The sequence below is a fragment of the Streptomyces sp. NPDC037013 genome, assembly GCF_055607265.1.
Window position 1 is genome coordinate 131,320 of the sequence record NZ_JBVJRV010000011.1, and the last position, 17,972, is coordinate 149,291.

Here is a 17,972-nt window from a genome sequence, read left to right on the forward strand (position 1 = left end):
GTGCGGGCGGCGGAAGGGCGGTCAGGGGCGGCGGGACAGGCGGTCCAGCCAGCGGGTGCAGTCCTGCGCGATGTGCCGGATCCTGTCCTCGTTGTCGACGTCGGAGCTGTATTGCCACTGCAGCCGGAGGGCGTCGGGGGTTGTCTCCGCGTAGATCTTGATGCGGTACGGCTGGGTGCGGTCGGGCGTCATCTCCGTGCCGACCTCCCCGCCGCGCGGCCGGAACGGTCCGGACAGCTCGACGTCGTGCATGCGGGCGCCGAGGAAGTTCAGGTAGACGTCTGGTGCGGGCAGTGCGGCGATCCGGTCGCGCACGGTCGCGTCGTCGTGCAAATGAAGCAGGGCGCCCCAGGTCTGCTCCATGTCGCGGATCTCCGCGATCTGGTGGGCGAGCGCCGCCGCGATCCGGTCGTCCCCGGCGGCTTCCGGCAGGCGCAGCAGGTAAGGCGCGATGCTGTTGAGCCAGCCCACGGTGTCGGCGTAGCCGGGTCCGCCGGTCGGGTCGGTGCGGCCGTGGCGGCACACCTCGACGGCGCCGGTGCCGCTGCCCGTCGCTCCGGCCACCGCGGCGGCCAGTGCGGCGATGAGCAGTTCCTCCTGGCGGAGGGCGTTGCCCTCGGGCAGCGGCAGGTCGGTCCAGAAGGATCTGATGTGGCTCAGATGCATGCTGCCGTCCGGGCGATCGGCAGGAAGAGTGCTGAAGGACGGCCATGGCAGGGCCTCCCAGCGGCGCAGAAAGTGCTCGCCGAGCGGCCCGTTGACGAACCGGTGCAGGGTTCCGGCGTGCACGGACCAGGACACCGCGGCGCGCGGCGGTCCGGTCATGGCGCCCGGGGTGGCGACGGGCTCGTACAAGGCGCTGAGATCACGGGCGATGATCTTCAGGGACATGCCGTCGGCGATGAAGTGGTGGAAGACCAGCAGGAGTCGGTGTCCGTCCTGCCCGGCGAAGAAGGCAGCCCGCCATACCGGGCCGTCGCGCAGGCTCAAGGATTGCTGGACGCGCTCGGCCTCCTTGAGGAAGGCGCGTTCCGTCTCCTCCTCGCTGTGCGTTGTGGGCAGTTCGTGCCATGACAGCGGGGCTCGCACCGCCCGGTCGGTCACGGGTGTGGTGCCGTGCAGCCGGAGCCGCAGTGCCGGGTGCCGCTCGGCGAGCCGGGTCAGGGCCTCTTCGAGAGCCGTACGGTCGACGGTGTCGGCCACGTCCAGGAGCAGCGAGGTGTTGTAGTGGTCGGCCTCCCGGTAGCCCCAGTCGAGGAAGCGATGTTGTGCCGGGGAGAGCGCGGTGGGCAGATCGGCGCCCGGTGCGGCACCGTGGCGGTCCGCCACGAGCTCGCTCACCTCGCCCAGGGTGCCGCCCCGGTACAGGTCGGCGGGGCGCAGGGGAATGCCGAGGTCGCGGGCACGGATGGTCACCTCCATCGCGCTGAGGCTGTCGCCGCCGAGGGCGAAGAAGCTGTCCGTGGGGGCGACGTCCGCGACGCCGAGCACGTCACGCCACACCCCGGCCAGCCCCTCCGCCGGAGCGGGCCGGGCGTGCGCCGCCGCGCGCAGTGCCCGGCGGTCCGTCTTGCCGTTGGGGCTGAGCGGGATCTCGGGGATCGCTACGATGCGGTGCGGCAGCGCGTACTCGGGCAGATACCGGGCCAGGTAGGGGCGCAGGCCGCTGGTGTCGGCGCGCACGCCGTCCGCCATCACCACATAGGCGGCCAGCCGCAGGGAGTGATGACCCTGTTCCGCGACCACGGCCGCCGCACGGACGTCGTCATGCCGGGCGAGCCGGGCTTCGACCTCGCCCAGTTCCACCCGGTGTCCGCGGATCTTCACCTGGTCGTCGGCGCGGCCTTCGTAGGCGTAGCGTCCGTCGGGCAGGCGGCGGGCGAGGTCGCCGGTGCGGTAGAGGCGCTCGCCGGGCCGGAAGGGATCCCCGATGAAGCGTTCCGCGGTCAGTTCGGGACGGTCGAGGTAGCCGGTGGCCACCCCGGGGCCGCCGATGTGTATTTCGCCGATGTCGCCGTCCGGGCACCGCTGACCGTCCCGCAGGAGCTCGACGGTCGTGCCGGGTACGGGCCGGCCGATGGTCACACCCACGTCCACCGGCGCGGCGCCCGTCACCACCCGTTCGTACAGCGAGTAGATCGACGTCTCGGTGGGGCCGTAGATGTTCCACAGTGCGCCCGCGGAGCTGAGGGCCGCGGTGAGGGCGGGGGTCAGACTCTCCCCGCCCGAGACGATGCGCAGTCCGCCCGGCGGCCGCCAGCCGAAGGCGGTGAGCGCGCTGAACATGGACGGCGTGCCCATCACGAAGGTGGCGCCGTACTCCTGGATGGCCGCTTCGAGCAGCTCCGGGTCGCGGGCCACGGCCCGGTCCATCAGGTGCACGGTGCCGCCGCTGATCAGCGGCAGCAGGATCTCCAGCTGGGCGAAGTCGAACGAGAACGCGGCCAGCGCCAGCACCGAGTCGTCCTCGGTGAAGCTGAACGCGTCCCGGCTGTGGCGCAGAATGGCGGCGATGCCCCGGTGCGGGAGCACCACTCCCTTGGGCGTGCCGGTGGAACCGGATGTGTAGATGACGATGGCGGGGTCGTCCGGGCCGCGGGTCGCCGGTGCCCGCTCGTCCGGTGCAGTGACGGCGTCGCCGACCTCCTCGACGTGCACGAGCCGCCTCCCGCCGCCGTGCGGGAGGGCGGGCAGGGTGCGACTGGTCAGGGTCGCGGCGGGACGGGCGTCATCGATCATGAACTGCAGGCGGTCCGGCGGGTACTGCGGGTCCAGCGGCAGGTAGCAGCACCCGGCGCGCAGCACGGCCAGGAGCCCGGCCACCAGGTCGCGGGAGCGGTCCAGGTGGATACCGACCCGGTCGCCCGGGCGCGCCCCGGCCGTGCGCAGGGCGTCGGCCAGGCGGTCGGCGCGTGCCAGCAGCTCGGCATAGGTCCAGCTGCCGGTCGCGTCCCGGACGGCGATGTGGTCGGGCGCGCACCGCGCCTGGGCGTCGACCAAAGCGTCGACGAGCTCTGTCGGTCCGGATGGCATGGCGTCCTCCGGCACGCCGAAGGCGCTGCGGAACAGCGCCAGTTCGGCCTCGACGCACTCCACGATGGTGGCGGCGCGCTTGAAGCCGTGCCGTTCGCCGTCGAACACACGGTGCCGGTACGGGGCCGCCTCGGGACGCACACCGGCCAGAAAGATCTCCGCCTGGGCGGGCGGGCAGATCGGGTCGGCGCTGCCCTGGAGCAGGAGGAAGGGCACGGCGACGCGGGCTGCCGCGTGGGCGGGCGAGCGGGTCACGTACTCCCTCTCGGCCTGCGGCCACGGGCCGATGAGCGTGTCCAGGTAGTGGGCCTCGAACCCGCCGTTCTGGGCGTTGCGCCAGGTGACGGGGTCCAGAACGGGGTAGTGCAGGGCCGCACAGCAGTAGGTGTCCAGGGTGGTGACCGACACGGCCGCCGTCCAGCCGCCTGCGCTCGCCCCGCGGATCGCCAGCCGCCGGGGGTCGGCGCTGCCCTCCGCGGCCAGGGCCTCGGCCACGAGGGCGCAGTCCGCGACATCGGCGACGCCCCAGGCGTGCCGCAGCCGGTCGCGGTAGGCGCGGCCATATCCGGTCGAGCCACCGTAGTTGACGCCGACGACGCCGATGCCCCGGCTGGTGAGATAGGCGATCTGCAAGTCGTAGGCCATGGGGAAGCGGCCGGTGGGGCCGCTGTGCGCGAACACCACGTACGGGGGCCGCTCGTCGGGGAGCCCGGTGAAGTCCGGGTGGTGCGGCGGGAAGACTACGGCGTGCACCTGGCGGCCGTCCGGGCCCGTGAACGTTCTGCCCTCGGGGCGGGGCAGCAGGTCGGGGCGGGCGGTGGCCCGCGGTTCGGACAGGGCGGTCCAGGTGCCGTCGGACGTGTCGACGAGTACGGCGGTGAAGTCGCGGTCCGTGCTGGCCCCTACGGCGACCAACTGGTCGCCGCGGCTCGCCAGGAGGGGCTTCCACTCGGTGAACGGGCCGGGCAGCGCGGTCAGTTCACCGGTGGCCGGGTCGAGGACCGACAGGCGGGTGGAGTGTGTGCCGTGGATGACCGCCAGGCGACCGCCGGGCAGCGGAGCGCACCAGGTGAGCCCGAGCTTACCCAGGGCACCGGCGAACTCCTCCTCGCGCGGGCAGACGTTGACGGTGTCCGAGGCGGTTCCTGCAGGGTCGGCCCGATGGACGTTCCACCAGCCCGAGCGGTCGGTGATGACGTACAGGCTGCCGTCGTCGGTCCACTCGACCTGTGCCACGGACTCCTCGGACCCGCCGACCACGGTGCGGGCGGCGGACAGGGTGCCGTCCTCGTGGATCCGTGCGACGCAGGCCCGGCTCTCGTCCCAGGGCATGGCGGGGTGGTCCCAGCCGATCCACGCGACGTGCCGGCCGTCCGGCGAGATGCGCGGTCCGGTCACGAAGTCGTGGCCGGAGGCCAAGGGGCGTACGGCGGCGAGGTCGTCGGCGGCCCGGCCGTCCAACGGGACGGCCACCAGGTCGCGTTGGGGGGCGTCACCCGAGGTGGTGCTCTCCCGTACGCACCACACCTCGTTCGGCGTTCCCGCGGCGTCGGTGCGCAGGACGGGGTCGGCCCAGCTCAGCGCGGGTCCGTCGGGGGCGGCGGGCGTGAGCGGCCGGGGCAGGGCGCCGGGGACGTCGGGCTCGAAGCCGTACATGCGCTGGTCCTGGGCGTGGACGAACACGATCAGCGGACCGCGTCCGGTCATCACCCCCGCCCAGGCGCGGCCCCCGTACTCCATGACTCTGCTGCGCACGTTCCAGGGCGGCGGGAGCACGCTGCGCGCGCCGCCGCCCTCGACCGCACGCACCAGCGTCGTCCGGCCGCCCTCGTGGGGCAGGCGCTCGGACCACCAGATCTCGTCACCGACGAACCCGGGCCAGTTGGCGTGACTGTCCGTGGCGGCGACGTCCGCCGCGGAGATGGGGGACGTCCATGCCCCATAGGGAGCGGCCCGTCTCATGCCCTCTTCCTTCCACGTCAGTGGATGGCGCGCAGCGCCATCAGCACCAGCGATTCATCCAGTCGTACGGGGTTGTTGGCGGCCCGTGCCGTGGAGCCGAGGCCCGCGGCAACATAGGTCGGCAGCTCGCGCTCGGTCAGTCCGTAGTCGGACAGGCGTGGTGACCAGCCCAGGTCGGACAGCAGGCGGGCCAGGTGTCCGGGTACCTGGCCGGGCTCCAGGCCCCAGGCGGCCGCCACGGTGTTCAGCTGGGACCGGACGTGGGCGGCGCCCCTGTCGTCGTCGCAGTGGGTGTCGACGTGCTGGGTGTTGTAGGCGTACAGCCATTGCAGGTTGACCATGCAGGCCACCCCGTGCGGGACGCCGTGGTGGCTGGTCAGCCGGTAGGCGAAGGCGTGCGCGGCAGTGGTGCGGGTGACGTTGATGGCCCATCCCGCCTCCACCGCCGAGCGGGCCAGCTGTTCCCGGACGGGCAGCGAGGTGTCCTTCAGGCCCTCGGCCAGGGGTCCGGTCAGGCCCTGCAGCGCGCGGAGAGCGAGGGCGCGCGAGCCGTCGTCGGAGCGGCGCGCCCACAGCGATTCGACCGCGTGGCACAGGGCGTCCATCGCGCAGCTCGTCGTGACCTCGGGCGGGCAGGTCGCGGTCAGTGACGGATCGACGACGGAGCAGGTGGCGGCGGCCAGGGGATGGTCGAAGGAGTACTTGCGTTCCCCGTCGAAGACCGTGGCGAACTGCGTGACCTCGCTGCCCGTGCCGCTGGTGGTGGGGACCAGGATCAATGTCCCGGGCCCGGCGGCCAGGTGTGCCGGGCCCGCGCCCAGGCAGGCGCGGGCGGCGGCACCGTCGGCCGGCAGGGCGCGCACCATCTTGGCCACGTCCATGGAGCTGCCGCCGCCGAGGCCGACGACGAGGTCCGGCTGCCAGCTGTCCCGCAGGGCGCAGCCGACCAGTACGTCCTGGAGATCGGGGTTGGGCCGGAACGCGGAGAACACGCGGTGGACGGGGCTCGTCCGCCAGTGCCCGAACCCGGCCCGCTCCAAGCCGCGTTCGGTGGCTACCACCAGGACGCGATGCGGCTCGTGGTCGGCGACCAGAGCGTCGAGGCGGTCGGCCGCGCCCGCTCCGAACAGCACCTTGGGTGTGCCGCCCAGGGTGGAGAGGTCATCCGGCACGGGATGTCCCTTCGTTGCGGAGCTGTGCCGCGAAGCCCTCGCGTATGTCGGTCGTGGTCATGGCGGCGGTGGCCCGGGAGAAGGCCGCGGTGCCGCTGCCGGCCACCTTGGCGACGACGAGGTGCGGGCCGTCCCCCCGCAGTGCCGTGGCCAGGGCCGAGGTGATGTCCTCGACGGTGTCGCAGACGCGGGCCGAGGCGTAGCCGGCGGCTTCGGCGACGCCGGCGAAGTCCGTGGACGGGGAGGTGGTCGCCTGCCCGCCGGTGGATTCGTAGGTGCCGTTGTCGAAGATGACGTGGACGAGGTTGTGCGGTGCCGCGGCGCCCACGGAGGAGACCGTGCCCAGGTGCATGATGGCCGCGCCGTCGCCGTCCAGGACGACGACGGCGCGGCCGGGGGTGCGCAGGGCGGCGCCGAGGCCGAACGCGGTGGCGTGCCCCATCGAGCCCTGCATGTAGAAGTGGTTCTTCGAGCCGGTGACCCCAAACAGTTCGCGGGAGGTGTAGCCGGTCGTCGACACGACCGCGGTGCCGTCCAGGAGGTGCTCGATGGCGCGCAGTACGTCGATACGGCTGGGCCGGTCGGCCGGGGCTTCGGCGGCGGCGGGCGCCGTGTACTTCTCGACGGCCCCCTTCTGGGTGAGCACGAACACGGTCCGGCGCGCGGCCAGTTCCTCCTCCGCGCGGTCGAGGACGGCCCGGAATTCGGCGGCGTCGGCGGTCGCGGGGACGGTGATGTGGGGCACGCCCACCGCGTCGAGGATCCGGTGCGTGGAGGTGCCCATCACTGCGTGCTGGGGCTCGTCCTGGGCAGGGTCGGGCCAGCCGCGCAAGCTCATGAAGACCAGGACGGGGATGTCGTACGTCCGGGTCAGGGAGGTCAGCGGGTTGATGAGGTTGCCGAGGCCCGAGTTCTGGGCGATGACCGCCGCTCGGTGTCCGGCGACTGCGGCGCCCGCCGCCGCGGCCAGCGCGGCTCCCTCGTTCGCGGCCGGGAGGTAGACGCCCTCGCGGGTAAGCCGGGCGATCGGCCCGCTGAAGTAGGAGCACGGGACGCCGGCGACGAAGTCGAAACCGCGTTCGGTGAGGGCTGTGCAGAATTCGTCGTTGGATATCACGCTTCGAGGGCCAGCCAATCGTCCAGACGCTGGAGGGCGAATACGTCCGAGACCGGCGCGATGCCGGACTCGACGCCGAGCGAGGTGCCGTCGTCATAGATGGTGCGGAACGTGTCGCGCAGCGCCTGGACCGTGGCGCGCAGCCCCTGGTTGGCGTAGATGACCACGGAGACCCCGTGCTTGGTCGCCTCCGCCGCGGACCACTGCGGGTAGGTGGTCGGCACGATCACCACGGGCCGTCGTCCGTCCCATCCGTCGAGGAACTCGACGACCTCGCGTTCGTCCTTCTTCTTGGAGTGGATGAGTACGGCATCGGCACCGGCGTCGGCGTAGGCGGCGCAGCGTTCGAGGGCTTCATCGACGCCGAGGCCGTTGATCAGGGACTCGGTGCGGGCGATCACGTAGAAGTCCTCGCCCTGCTGGGCCGACTTGGCCGTGCGCAGCTTGGCGGTGAAGTCGGGCAGCGGGAGGAGGTCGTGGGAGGTGGCGGCGAAGCTGTTCACCTTGGGGAAGAGCTTGTCCTCGATGCAGACGGCGGTGATGCCGGCCGCCTCGTACTCGTGGACCATGTGCGCGACGTTCAGGTTGTTGCCGTAGCCGGTGTCCACGTCCGCGACGACGGGGATGTCGATCGCCTTCTGCATGTTCGCGGCGGCGGCGAGGTACTCGGTCATGGTCAGGATGCTGGCGTCGGGCAGGCACCGCGAGGCCGAGACCTCGAAGCTGGACGCCCACACCGCCTGGAAGCCGGCCTGCTGGGCCAGGGTGGCACCCAGGGCGTCGTGTGCGCCTGCGACCCGCACCAGTTCGCCTTGAGCCATGAGTTCGCGGAAGGACCGATGAGAGGTCAAGCTTGCTGCTCCTTTGAATGGCGTCGGAGACAGGACCGCAGGGCGGTTCCCCGACGGCAGGGGAAGGGCCGGCGGCACGCAGGGGCATGCCACGGGACCGGGAGGGTGTCGCGGGTGGAGCTGTGCGGCGACGCGGGGTGGGCTCAGGAGGTGGCGGCGGCGATCCAGGTGCGCAGCATCAGGCGCTGGTGGCCGTGCTCGCTGTCACGGAACTCCACCCGGCCGTGCAGGGTCCACCGGTTGTCGATGAAGATCATCTCGCCTTCCTCGAGCCGGTCCTGGGACCGCAGTTCGGGGTCGTCGAGCAGGGCGTCGAGCGCTCCGAACGCGCGGATCTGATCGTCCGTCAGTGGCGGGATGTCCGGTCGGCGGTGGCCGATCTCGATGTAGTCCCGCAGGTAGTGCACGTAGTCCCGGCCCGCGCGTCGTTCCAGGACGGGGCGCAGCACCGTGCGGGGGGCTCCCGGGGTGTCGTCCCGGGTGTCGAAGTGCACGGGCCGGCGCAACGTCTCGATCACGTCCGGCCGGTCGCTGAGCCGGTCCAGGATGTCGGACAGCCGCACCAGGACCAGGTCGCCGCCCACGGCGGCCTGGTGCACGCAGGCCAGGGCGAAGTAATCGGGCACCGCGGTCGGCCGGTGCGGGGAGTCGGTGTGCAGGCTGCCGCCGGTGCGGGAGTCGGAGTAGCGGCCGGTGGCACCCTCGCCCAGCTCCACGCCGCGGTAGCGGACCTCGCGCAGGAGCGTGCCCTTGCTGTCCTGGGGGACCAGGTCGCCCAGTGCCGCGGAGGCGGTGAGGGCGAACTGGCGGTACTCCTCCTCGTCGAGGTGGTTCAGCCCGGTAACGACGAAACAGCCGGGGCTGCCGTCCAGGCAGCGCTGCGCGTGGGGCAGGAGTTCGGCGCGCAGGGCTTCGCGGGTGGCTCCTTTCGCCAGGTGCGAAGGGAGTTCGAACCGCACCGGGTCGAAGGCGTGACGCCTGGTCATCTGGGGTCCTTTACAGAACTTGTCCGGACATGGCCGCGGGGGGGCGGATGCCCAGGAGGTGGAGGCAGGTGGGCGCGATGTCGCGCAGGTCCCCGGTCGGCGCCAACGTGCGGTTCGGTCCGAGCACCCACAGAGGCACCGGGTTGGCAGTGTGCCGGGTGCTGGGCGTGGTGCCGTCGGCCTCGCGCATGCTCTCGCCGTTGCCGTGATCGGCGGTGATCACCAGGAAGGCGCCATGGTCCTCGGCGGCCCGGGCGATCTCCGCAAGGCAGCTGTCGACCACTTCGGCGGCCTGGCGGACCGCGTCGTAGTCACCGGTGTGCCCGACGGTGTCGACGTTGGCCAGGTTGGCGACCAGGAACTGGACCTCGCCAGAGGCGAGTTCGCGCACCAGCTCGGCGGTGATCTCCCGGGCGGACATCTCGGGGGCCTGGGCGAAGCTCGGCACGTCCGTCCTGCTGTCTACGAGGATGTGCCGTTCCCCCGGCTGGAGTTGCTGGGTATAGCCGTTGAGGAGGTAGGTGACGTGGCCGTACTTCTCCCGTTCGGCGATGTGCACCTGGGCGAGGCCGGCCTCGGCGACCGCCTGAGCCAGGGTGCCCTCCACCCGGTCCTGGTCGAAGACCACGGAGGCGGGGATGTCGTCGCTGTACCGGGTCATCGTGGTCAGCGGGCGGCCGCTCTTGGCGAGCAGTGTGGCTAGCTGGCGCAGGCCGTCGGGGCGGAAGTTTGTCAGGATGATCTCGTCCTCGGCCGCGACGCGGGGGGCCTCGGTCACGATCGGTTGCAGATCCTCGTCTTTGAGGCCGGCGCCGTACTGCTCGGCGACCGCGTCACGCCAGTGGGTCGCGGTCGCGGCCGACCCGTCCTGCCCGGTCAGCGCGGCCATGACGGTGGCGGTGCGCTCCATGCGGCCGGAGCGGTCCATGGCCAGCTTGCGTCCGACTACGGTGGCGATCCGGGCGCCCTTCTCCTCCAGTTGCGTGAGGTCGTCCAGGGCGCTGCGGGCCGGCACGTCGCGGCCGTCGCTGATCGCGTGCACATAGGTCCGCTCCGACCAGCCGTAGTGCGCAGCCAGGTCGAGCACGGCGGCGATGTGGTCGATGTGGCCGTGGGCGCCGCCGTGGGAGGCGATGCCCACGACGTGCACCGGGGTGTCGGCGGCCCGTGACCGGGCGAAGACTTCGGCCAGTTCGGCGCTGCCCCGGAGGCCGTTTTCGGCGACGGCCTGGCCGATTTTCACCACCGCCTGCTTGATGGTGCGCCCCGCCCCGATGGTCAGATGTCCGACTTCGGAGTTTCCGACCTGTCCAGCGGGAAGTCCGACCACCGAACCTGACGCCTCCAGCAGTGTCGGGGGACACTTTTCGGCCAGTCCATCGAGAAATGGAATGTGGGCTTCCGTCAGTGGATTGTGTCTGCCCTCAGGGGCCCACCCGAACCCATCCAGCACAAGCAGCACAAGGCGCTGCGTTGTGTCACCCACGAGAATCCTCCACTGTTGACGAACTGGGCCGGGCAAGATCGCTGCAAGCCTCGCTGAATGAACAGTAAGCGTCAAGGGGGAATTTTTTAGGTGAGCGGCGGCGACATTGTGTGACCGTTTTGATACTTTTCAAGTGAATCACTCGGCTAAGGGCCGGATCGCACGGAAGCCGCCGATGCGGCTTCGGAAATTGTCGTTGACTCTCGTCCGCAAACCGGCCTAGTGTGCCTCCTCGTTGTGATCTTCTCGGCCCCTGAGGGTTGAGTCATCCCGCCTGGCAAACCCGCTCATCCGTTTCCGGAATTCCTGATTCCGGTAATCCTGCGGGCAGCGACCCGGGCCAGGCGGATTCCGGTCAGGCGCGTCAGTCCCATCGAGAATTCGGCCCTTCCGCTCCGCTCTTTCCCCTGCCGCCTCAAGGGATTTGCCGAAGACTCGTCTGTCGCCCCGAGTATCTCGATTCGAGGAGTTGCTTTGACAGTGCAGTCGACCGAAAGCACTGCGGGGCCCGGCACCGGCGTCACCAGGCGTCTCGTCCTTGCGGACATTGCCCACCAGTACTCCGTCGCACGGACGGAAGGCACGCCGGTCGTCGTGGCCGAACTGGCCCCGGCGGCGGGCATCGGCACCCGCGCCATGGAACTGCTGCGCCAGGAAGACACCACGTCACAGGCGATCTCCCTGATCGACGAAGCGGGAGCAGCCCGGCCGCTTCCCCAGCCGGCCGAACCCCTCACCACCTGGGCGTGCACCCGATTCCCCGAGGAGTTCACCGCTTACCTGAGCCGCGCCCTCAGCTCAGCCCGTTCCCTCCACGCAGCGCTCGCACCGCTGATGCTGCTCCGCACCCATACGGTCGCGGACCGGCCTTTCACGGAAGTGCTGATGTGCGCCCGTGTTCGCACGATGGGGACATTGTTCGTCCGGGCGGCCCGATTCCACCATGCCGCCGATGCCGGACTTCCCGAAATCATCGCCGAGGCCCTGCGCCATCGCACGGCACTCCAGGACTACCTTCGCATCGAGAACAACGCCTACCTTCCCTACGAGAAGGGCGTCGAGATCGAACAGAAAGTGACACTCCTGGACGACGCGTCCATCTGGTCCCTCTCCAAGGACATCTGGACGTCCGTCGAGAACGGCGAATTTCCCGGTTTCATCACCGACCCCGGATACGAACTCACCCGGTGGCACTTCGTCCAGCACAACTACGAAGTCGTCGCCCCGGCCGAGGAAGCCGGGCACTACGCCTTCCAGGAGAATCCGGACGGCCGGTACCAGCTCAAAATGAAGACGTTTCCCGCAGACGCCCTGCGTCGGACGGAGATATTCCGCAAGGGTGTGGAAGTGCCGGACCAGAACTTCGACGAGTATCTGTCCCGGGAGTTCCCCCACCTGGCGTTCCGGCGTCTGCCGAGCTTCCGCCGCACCCGGTTCGACGTGAATGTGCAGTCACTGGCCACCGGGCACTGCTTCGGTATCGAGTCGGACGAGACCACCGTGGACGGACCCGGCGGACGCAAGCTCCGGCAGGTCGAGATGGAGTATCTCGAAACCCGGCGGCACGAGGGAATGGACTCCTCCTCCATCGACGATGAACTGGGGCGTCTGACCGGCCTGGTGGAGGCCTTTCTGGCCAAGGACGGCATCGCCGCCGAGCGGAACTTCTATTCGAAGCTCTCTTTCCTCAAGGACTGCACGGCCGACGCCGCCGCCGTCTCTTCCTGAACGCCGACGCCGCGGCGCCACTGGCCGCGACCACCCTCACTGCCGGAACCGGCTGAACGATAAGGACGTATGGTGTGAAGACAAGCCGGAGGAGGATCCGTTCCTTCCGCGACATCATCCATGGCGATGTCGACCTGCGGCGTCCCGTGGTGACGCTGTTCAGCGGAGGTCTGGACAGCTCCTACCTCCTGCACCGTCTGGTGCAGGCAGGGGCCACCGAGGTGCACGCCCTGAGCGTGGGGGTGGGAGGTGACGAAAGCCTTCCCCATCTCCGGCGGATCGCGAACGCCATGGGGGTGCGGCTCCATGCCCTCGACCGGCTCACGGCCTTCGCCGATGAATTCGTCCGGCCGGCGATCACCGCCCACGCGGTGTACCTGGACACGCACCCCGTCAGCTCCTCGCTGAGCCGGCCGCTGATCGCCCGCACGGCGACGGAGCTGGCCCAGGAGCTGGGCGCCGAGGTCATCCTGCACACCGCCAACCGCTCCCAGAACACCCTGCGCAGGCTGAACGGGGCGTTGGAGCAGCTGGGGTTCGAGGGGCACTTCGGCAGCCCCTACGACCTCGAACCGGTGGACCGCGAGCGGAAGATCAAGGAGTTGCGGGCCATCGGCCTGGACGAGATGGCCGAGCGCTCGGCCAGCGGCGACTCCAACCTGTGGTGTCGGGAGTTCGAGTCCGGGGCCCTCGACGACCCCGAGGACCACGCCGTCCCGGAGTCCTGCTTCCGCTGGAGCGCCGAGCGGGAGACCAGCCCGTCCGAGGAGGTGGAGGTGACCTTCCGAGCCGGGGTGCCCGTCGCCCTGGACGGACGCGAGCTGCCGCTCGCCACGCTCATCGAGCGGCTGAACATGCAGGTGGGCGCCCACGGACTGGGGCGGCACACCGGTCTGGAGCATCTGCCTGGCGGGGTCAAGGTCCTCGAAGTGCGCGAGATGCCGGCGGCCTGGCTGATGCTGGCCTCGCGCCGCCACCTGGAGACGGCGGCGCTCGACGCCGAACTCCTGCGGGAGAAGCTTCACATGGAGCAGCTCTGGGTCCGCGAGGTGTTGGAGGGACGGTGGTTCGGCGAACTCCGCGTCGCCTGCCAGGCCTTCATCACCCAGGCCGTGGCGCCCGTCTCCGGGTCCGTGAAGTGGCGGCTCGCGGGCGCGCGGACGTCGACCACGTCCATCGTCGCCGAGCTCCCCCGGTATGTCCGCAGCCGGGAGGAGTGGGAGGCGGCGTCGATAAGGGACGAGCTCTCGGGCCTCGCCGCGGCATCGCCATACGACAACGGAGGATTGCAGTGATAGGAGCCGACACGAGGGCACAGCTCGCCGACCGGCGTCTGGTCGTCATCGACGCGAGCGTGCGCACGGCGAGGATCGCGCACTCCCTCGACTGTCACACCGTCTTCGTGCAGTCCCCCGGCGCGCCGGTGCAGGACCTCGTGGACGACTACTCGGGGTACTACACGGTGGACTTCGCCGAGACGTTCGGCGACGGGGAGACGGGCGAGGGCTTCGCCGGCTTCGTCGAGGCGGTGCTGCGGCCGCTGGCCCCCGCCGCGGTGGTCTCCCTGAGCGCGCGGGGCCTCATGCCTGCTGCCGTCGCGAACGCGCTGCTCGGCACGCCCGGCACGCCGGTCGAGGTGCTCAAGCGCATGGCCGCCGGGGTGACCGAGGCGGGCAGCGGCGGCAGGGAGCTCACCGCGTACACCTTCACCTGTGACGGCACCCACCGCTGGCCGGCGGTGATCGACAGCCGGTCGACGCCGGGGCGGCCCGAGGACGTCGTACCGAAGCAGTGCCTTTCCCCGCAGGAGTACGGCGCCGCACAAACCGCGCTGAACCGTTTCCTCGGCAGTACCGGGCTGGAGAACGGACCGGCCCGCATCCGCCTGTGGGCGAACGACGGCGAGGTCCGCGTCACCGCCGCCGAGCACCTCCCCGGCGACGACGAAGAGGCAGCGCTGCTCCGGCGGCTGACCGGCCTGGACCTGACGCGCTGGGCTCTCGGCCGGCCCCTGGGGCTGCGAGAGGCCGACTGCGACGACCGCCGGGAATCCGTGGAGGGGGACGCACGATGACGACTGCGCCGACGAAGCCGACCGCCCTTTTCATCAACAACCACCCCTACTCGCACTTCAACCGGGGCGGCGACTACATCCTGCCGACCTCCGAGATCGACATCCACATGGTGACCCGCAACCAGTACCACGGCGGCGTCAGCGGACTGGCCGACCACCCCCTCGACCATGTGGCGGTGTGCGACGCCGAGGAAGAGGACCGGTGGCGGGCGGTCTGTGAGTGGACGCTGCGCACCCAGCCCATCAGCCGGGTCATCGCCGTACACGAACGCGCGGTGCTCCTGGCCGCCGAGATGCGCTCGAAGTTCGGGCTGGCCGGCCTGGACCACGACACGGCGCTGCGCTTCCGGGACAAGGTGCGGATGAAGGAGGCCGTGCGTGCCGCCGGCGCCGCGCAGGTTCCCGCCTTCGCCGCGCTCGACTTCCCGGACGACCTCACCAAGGTGGACTGGAGCACCGGACGCAAGGTCATCAAGAACCGCTGGGGACTGGCGGCCAAGGACCTCTACATCGTCGAGTCGCTCCAAGAGGCACGCGACATCACCGCGGGCCTGGACCTGTCGGGCTCGCGCTACGAGATCGAGGAGTTCGTCACCGGCCAGATCTACCACTGCGACTCCGTGGTGCGGGACGGGCGGATCAGGTTCAGCAGCGTGGGCAAATACCTGGCCGACCCGGCGAGTTACTCACCCGGCGGGATCTTCGGCACCGTCCTGGTGCGCGAGGGCGAGCTGGTGCGGCGGATCACCGAACTCAACGCCCGGGTGCTCACCGCGCTGGGACTCCAGGACGGCACCACGCACCTGGAGGTGTTCCACACCCCGGGCGACGAACTCGTCTTCTGCGAGGTTGCCGGGCGCCCGCCGGGCGGCATCATCCCGCCCGTCCTCCAGTGGCAGTACGGCTTCAACATCGTCGAGGCCCAGATCCGTATCGACGCGGGGCTCGACGTCCCGCTCGGCACCGGCTCCGAGAACGCGCAGGGGACGTGCGGCTTCATCGCGTACTACCCCGGCGGCGGCGAAGCGCGCGGCATCGACACCGCGCGGATGAACGAGCTCGGCGTCGTCGAGCACATCCAGCACAACAGCGCTGGCAACGGCCGGGGCGGGGTCCGCCACTCCACCGACTTCCTCGACTCCTACGTGATCAAAGCCCCTGACGACGACTCCCTCACGCACCGGATCGCCTGCATCCAGAACGAGTACTGGCGGTAGCGGCGCCCCGCGGTCATTCCCCACGGCCGGACCGGCGCCGTAGCACCCAACGGCAGAACTTCGCTCTCTGAACGAAAGATATGGAATGCCTGACCTTGATCTGATCGGCATAGGTGTGGGACCGGCGAACCTGAGCCTGGCGGCGCTCTCCGCCCCGCTCACCGAGGTCCGCGCCGAATTCCTGGAAGCCGGACCGGAGTTCCGCTGGCACCCGGGGCTGATGCTGCCCGACTCCCAGCTCACGGTGACCTACTTCCGCGATCTCGTGACGCTCGTGGACCCCACCAGCCGGTTCTCCTTCCTCAACTTCATCGTGCAGGAAGGAAGAGCGTTCCGGTTCCTGGAGGCCAACGGACTCAGCTGTTCCCGCCGGGAGTTCGAGCAGTACTACCAGTGGGCGGCGGCGCAACTCCCCTCCATCCGCTGGGACAAGCGCGTGGAGTCCGTGTCCATCACCGACGACGGCTTCCAGGTCACCACCGGCGGCGGCGAATCCCGCACCTCGAAGACACTCGTCCTCGGCTCGGGGTCCGAACCCCGGATGCCCGACTTCGCGAAGCCCTTCGAGGGCAGCCGCGTCCTGCACAGCAGCAACATGGCCGCTGCCCGCCCCGAGTGGCGGGACCGGCGGGTCGTGGTCGTCGGCGCCGGACAGAGCGGCGCCGAGATCGTGAACCACATGCTCGCCGACGAGCACAACCTGCCCGCCTCGCTGACGTGGACGTCCAGCAGGGCAGGCTTCCAGCCGCTGGACGACTCGCCGTTCAACAACGAGTGGTTCTCGGTCAGCTACGTCGACTACTTCACTGCTCTGCCCGCCGCACGCCGTGCGGAGATCGTCAGGGAGCAGCGCGAGTCCGGCGGTGACGGGATCACCGACCAATTGGTGGCCTCTATTTACCAGCGGCTCTACCACCTCGACTACGTCCTCGAATCCGGCCTGCGCCACCGGCTGCTCACGCATCGGCGGGCCGTCGGCCTGGAGCAGGACGGCGAGCAGTACACGGTCGCGCTGAACGACCTCAACCACGACGCGGTCGAACAAGTCCCTGCAGACCTGGTGATCTTCTGCACGGGCTATCGCGCCGGCATCCCGGAGTACCTCAAGCCGCTTCAGGACCAACTGCCCGTCGAGGACGGACGGTTCCGGATCAGCCCCGACTACTCGCTGGACTGGACGGGGCCGGACGGCCTGCGCATCTACGTCCAGAGCTTCGGAGAGTACAGCCACGGTCTCAACGACACCGTGCTCAGCCTCGGCGCCTGGCGCAGTGCTCAGATCATCAACTCCGTGCTGGGCCGCGAGGTGTACCGCACGGATGCCGGCACGACCACGGTGGCCTGGCAGTAGTCGGTTCGGATCCGCCCACGAGAGAGATCATGAACACTGATAGAGACGCAGCCGACGCGCTGTTCGCCCGAGCACGAGTCTCATCCCGGGACGAGCGGGTCTTTCTCCTGAAGATCGCCGTGGCACTCCTCAGCTGCGCCCTGGGCGGGTTCCTCGCCCTGAACGGCGGATGGGGGGCGGTGCTCTTCGGCGAGTTCCTGCTCGCCGCCATCTACACGCACATGGTGGAACTCCAGCATCAGTGCCTGCATCATTCCGCGTTCCGCCGCAGCGCCACGCACCGTCCGGTCGGCTTCTTGCTCGGACTGCCGCTGCTGTCCGCGTACAGCCACTACCGGGTCCAGCACCTCCAGCATCACAAGTACCTCGGTACTCCGGACGACTCCGAGTTCTTCGGTTTCGACTCCCGCGCTCCGCTGACCTGGGGCGTCCTGCTCCGGGGCACCTTCAGCCCCGCACGGCTGGGGCAGGTCGGCGTGGACGTCGTCAAGAGCTGCCGCGGCAGCTGGGTGTACACCATGGGCCAGATCGCCGAGCGAGCCAAGCGCCAGGTGATCGCCGAGTACCGCCTGTTCGCGGTCTTCGTCCTGGCCGCCGTGGGGCTGACGGCCACGGGCCACGGTTACGCCGTCCTGGTGCTGTGGGTCGTACCGCTCCTGCTGTCGATTCCGATGCACTTCCTGCTCGAACTGCCGGAGCACGTGCTGTGCGACAACGACAGCACCGATGTGCTGCGCAACACTCGGACCATCAGCGGCAGCCGGTTCAGCCAGTGGTTCACCAACGGCAACAACTTCCACGTCGAGCACCACGCCGCGATGGTCGTCCCGATCAACCGGCTCTCGGAGCGCCATCCGCTGGCCAAGAAGTGGGCCACGCACACCGAGGAGAGCTACGTGACCTTCTACCGGAAGGTCCTGCAAGAGGCCTCTCGCAACAGCCGCCGACGCACCTGAGAACAGACACACTCCTACCAATGCGGTCGGACGGTGGTT

Annotated in this window: 12 protein-coding genes; 6 read left to right on the forward strand and 6 right to left on the reverse strand. The window is 70.0% G+C overall.

The annotated features are described in order from the left end of the window. Positions 1–21: 21 nt before the first annotated feature. The 6 genes from ACZ7DY_RS34890 to gpmI form a co-directional block, all read right to left on the reverse strand. Complete coding sequence (locus ACZ7DY_RS34890; RefSeq protein ID WP_471142828.1) at positions 22–4,995, reverse strand: amino acid adenylation domain-containing protein; 4,974 nt, start codon at positions 4,993–4,995, stop codon at positions 22–24. Positions 4,996–5,012: 17 nt separating this feature from the next. Beyond that, on the reverse strand, positions 5,013–6,167 hold the full coding sequence (locus ACZ7DY_RS34895; protein WP_471142831.1) for a phosphonoacetaldehyde reductase: 1,155 nt from the start codon (positions 6,165–6,167) through the stop codon (positions 5,013–5,015). Next, complete coding sequence (gene aepY, locus ACZ7DY_RS34900; RefSeq protein ID WP_471142834.1) at positions 6,157–7,284, reverse strand: phosphonopyruvate decarboxylase; 1,128 nt, start codon at positions 7,282–7,284, stop codon at positions 6,157–6,159. Before aepY ends, ACZ7DY_RS34895 begins: the two co-directional genes overlap by 11 nt. Continuing rightward, complete coding sequence (locus tag ACZ7DY_RS34905) at positions 7,281–8,135, reverse strand: isocitrate lyase/phosphoenolpyruvate mutase family protein (protein WP_471142835.1); 855 nt, start codon at positions 8,133–8,135, stop codon at positions 7,281–7,283. Before ACZ7DY_RS34905 ends, aepY begins: the two co-directional genes overlap by 4 nt. Positions 8,136–8,278: 143 nt before the next feature. Then, positions 8,279–9,121 (reverse strand): TauD/TfdA family dioxygenase, encoded by an 843-nt coding sequence (locus tag ACZ7DY_RS34910; protein ID WP_471142837.1) that lies wholly within the window; start codon positions 9,119–9,121, stop codon positions 8,279–8,281. Positions 9,122–9,131: 10 nt separating this feature from the next. Beyond that, the gene (gene gpmI / locus ACZ7DY_RS34915; RefSeq protein WP_471142840.1) at positions 9,132–10,607 is read right to left on the reverse strand and encodes a 2,3-bisphosphoglycerate-independent phosphoglycerate mutase; all 1,476 of its coding nucleotides are present in this window, start codon (positions 10,605–10,607) and stop codon (positions 9,132–9,134) included. 594 nt (positions 10,608–11,201) lie between these two features. Here gpmI and ACZ7DY_RS34920 point away from each other — a divergent pair. From ACZ7DY_RS34920 to ACZ7DY_RS34945, 6 genes are all read left to right on the forward strand, one after another. Then, positions 11,202–12,335 carry a hypothetical protein gene (locus ACZ7DY_RS34920; RefSeq protein WP_471142843.1) on the forward strand — a complete coding sequence of 378 codons (1,134 nt, stop codon included), beginning with the start codon at positions 11,202–11,204 and terminating at the stop codon, positions 12,333–12,335. A 74-nt stretch (positions 12,336–12,409) separates the two neighbouring features. Continuing rightward, entirely contained in the window at positions 12,410–13,630 is a 1,221-nt protein-coding gene (locus tag ACZ7DY_RS34925; protein WP_471142846.1) for an argininosuccinate synthase-related protein, read from the forward strand. After that, complete coding sequence (locus ACZ7DY_RS34930) at positions 13,627–14,409, forward strand: hypothetical protein (RefSeq protein ID WP_471142848.1); 783 nt, start codon at positions 13,627–13,629, stop codon at positions 14,407–14,409. Before ACZ7DY_RS34925 ends, ACZ7DY_RS34930 begins: the two co-directional genes overlap by 4 nt. After that, positions 14,406–15,626 carry an ATP-grasp domain-containing protein gene (locus ACZ7DY_RS34935; protein WP_471142851.1) on the forward strand — a complete coding sequence of 407 codons (1,221 nt, stop codon included), beginning with the start codon at positions 14,406–14,408 and terminating at the stop codon, positions 15,624–15,626. The genes ACZ7DY_RS34930 and ACZ7DY_RS34935 overlap by 4 nt, the downstream gene beginning before the upstream one ends. Before the next feature lie 85 nt (positions 15,627–15,711). After that, entirely contained in the window at positions 15,712–16,977 is a 1,266-nt protein-coding gene (locus ACZ7DY_RS34940) for a lysine N(6)-hydroxylase/L-ornithine N(5)-oxygenase family protein (protein ID WP_471142854.1), read from the forward strand. 29 nt (positions 16,978–17,006) lie between these two features. Next, the gene (locus ACZ7DY_RS34945; protein ID WP_471142856.1) at positions 17,007–17,933 is read left to right on the forward strand and encodes a fatty acid desaturase family protein; all 927 of its coding nucleotides are present in this window, start codon (positions 17,007–17,009) and stop codon (positions 17,931–17,933) included. The last annotated feature ends 39 nt before the right edge of the window (positions 17,934–17,972 follow it).

Bases quoted from the DNA above. Each gene is read 5' to 3' on its own strand.
- ACZ7DY_RS34935 (WP_471142851.1), top strand. From the start codon at position 14,406: ATGACGACTGCGCCGACGAAGCCGACCGCCCTTTTCATCAACAACCAC.
- ACZ7DY_RS34910 (WP_471142837.1), bottom strand. From the start codon at position 9,121: ATGACCAGGCGTCACGCCTTCGACCCGGTGCGGTTCGAACTCCCTTCG.
- ACZ7DY_RS34890 (WP_471142828.1), bottom strand. From the start codon at position 4,995: ATGAGACGGGCCGCTCCCTATGGGGCATGGACGTCCCCCATCTCCGCG.
- ACZ7DY_RS34940 (WP_471142854.1), top strand. From the start codon at position 15,712: ATGCCTGACCTTGATCTGATCGGCATAGGTGTGGGACCGGCGAACCTG.
- ACZ7DY_RS34945 (WP_471142856.1), top strand. From the start codon at position 17,007: ATGAACACTGATAGAGACGCAGCCGACGCGCTGTTCGCCCGAGCACGA.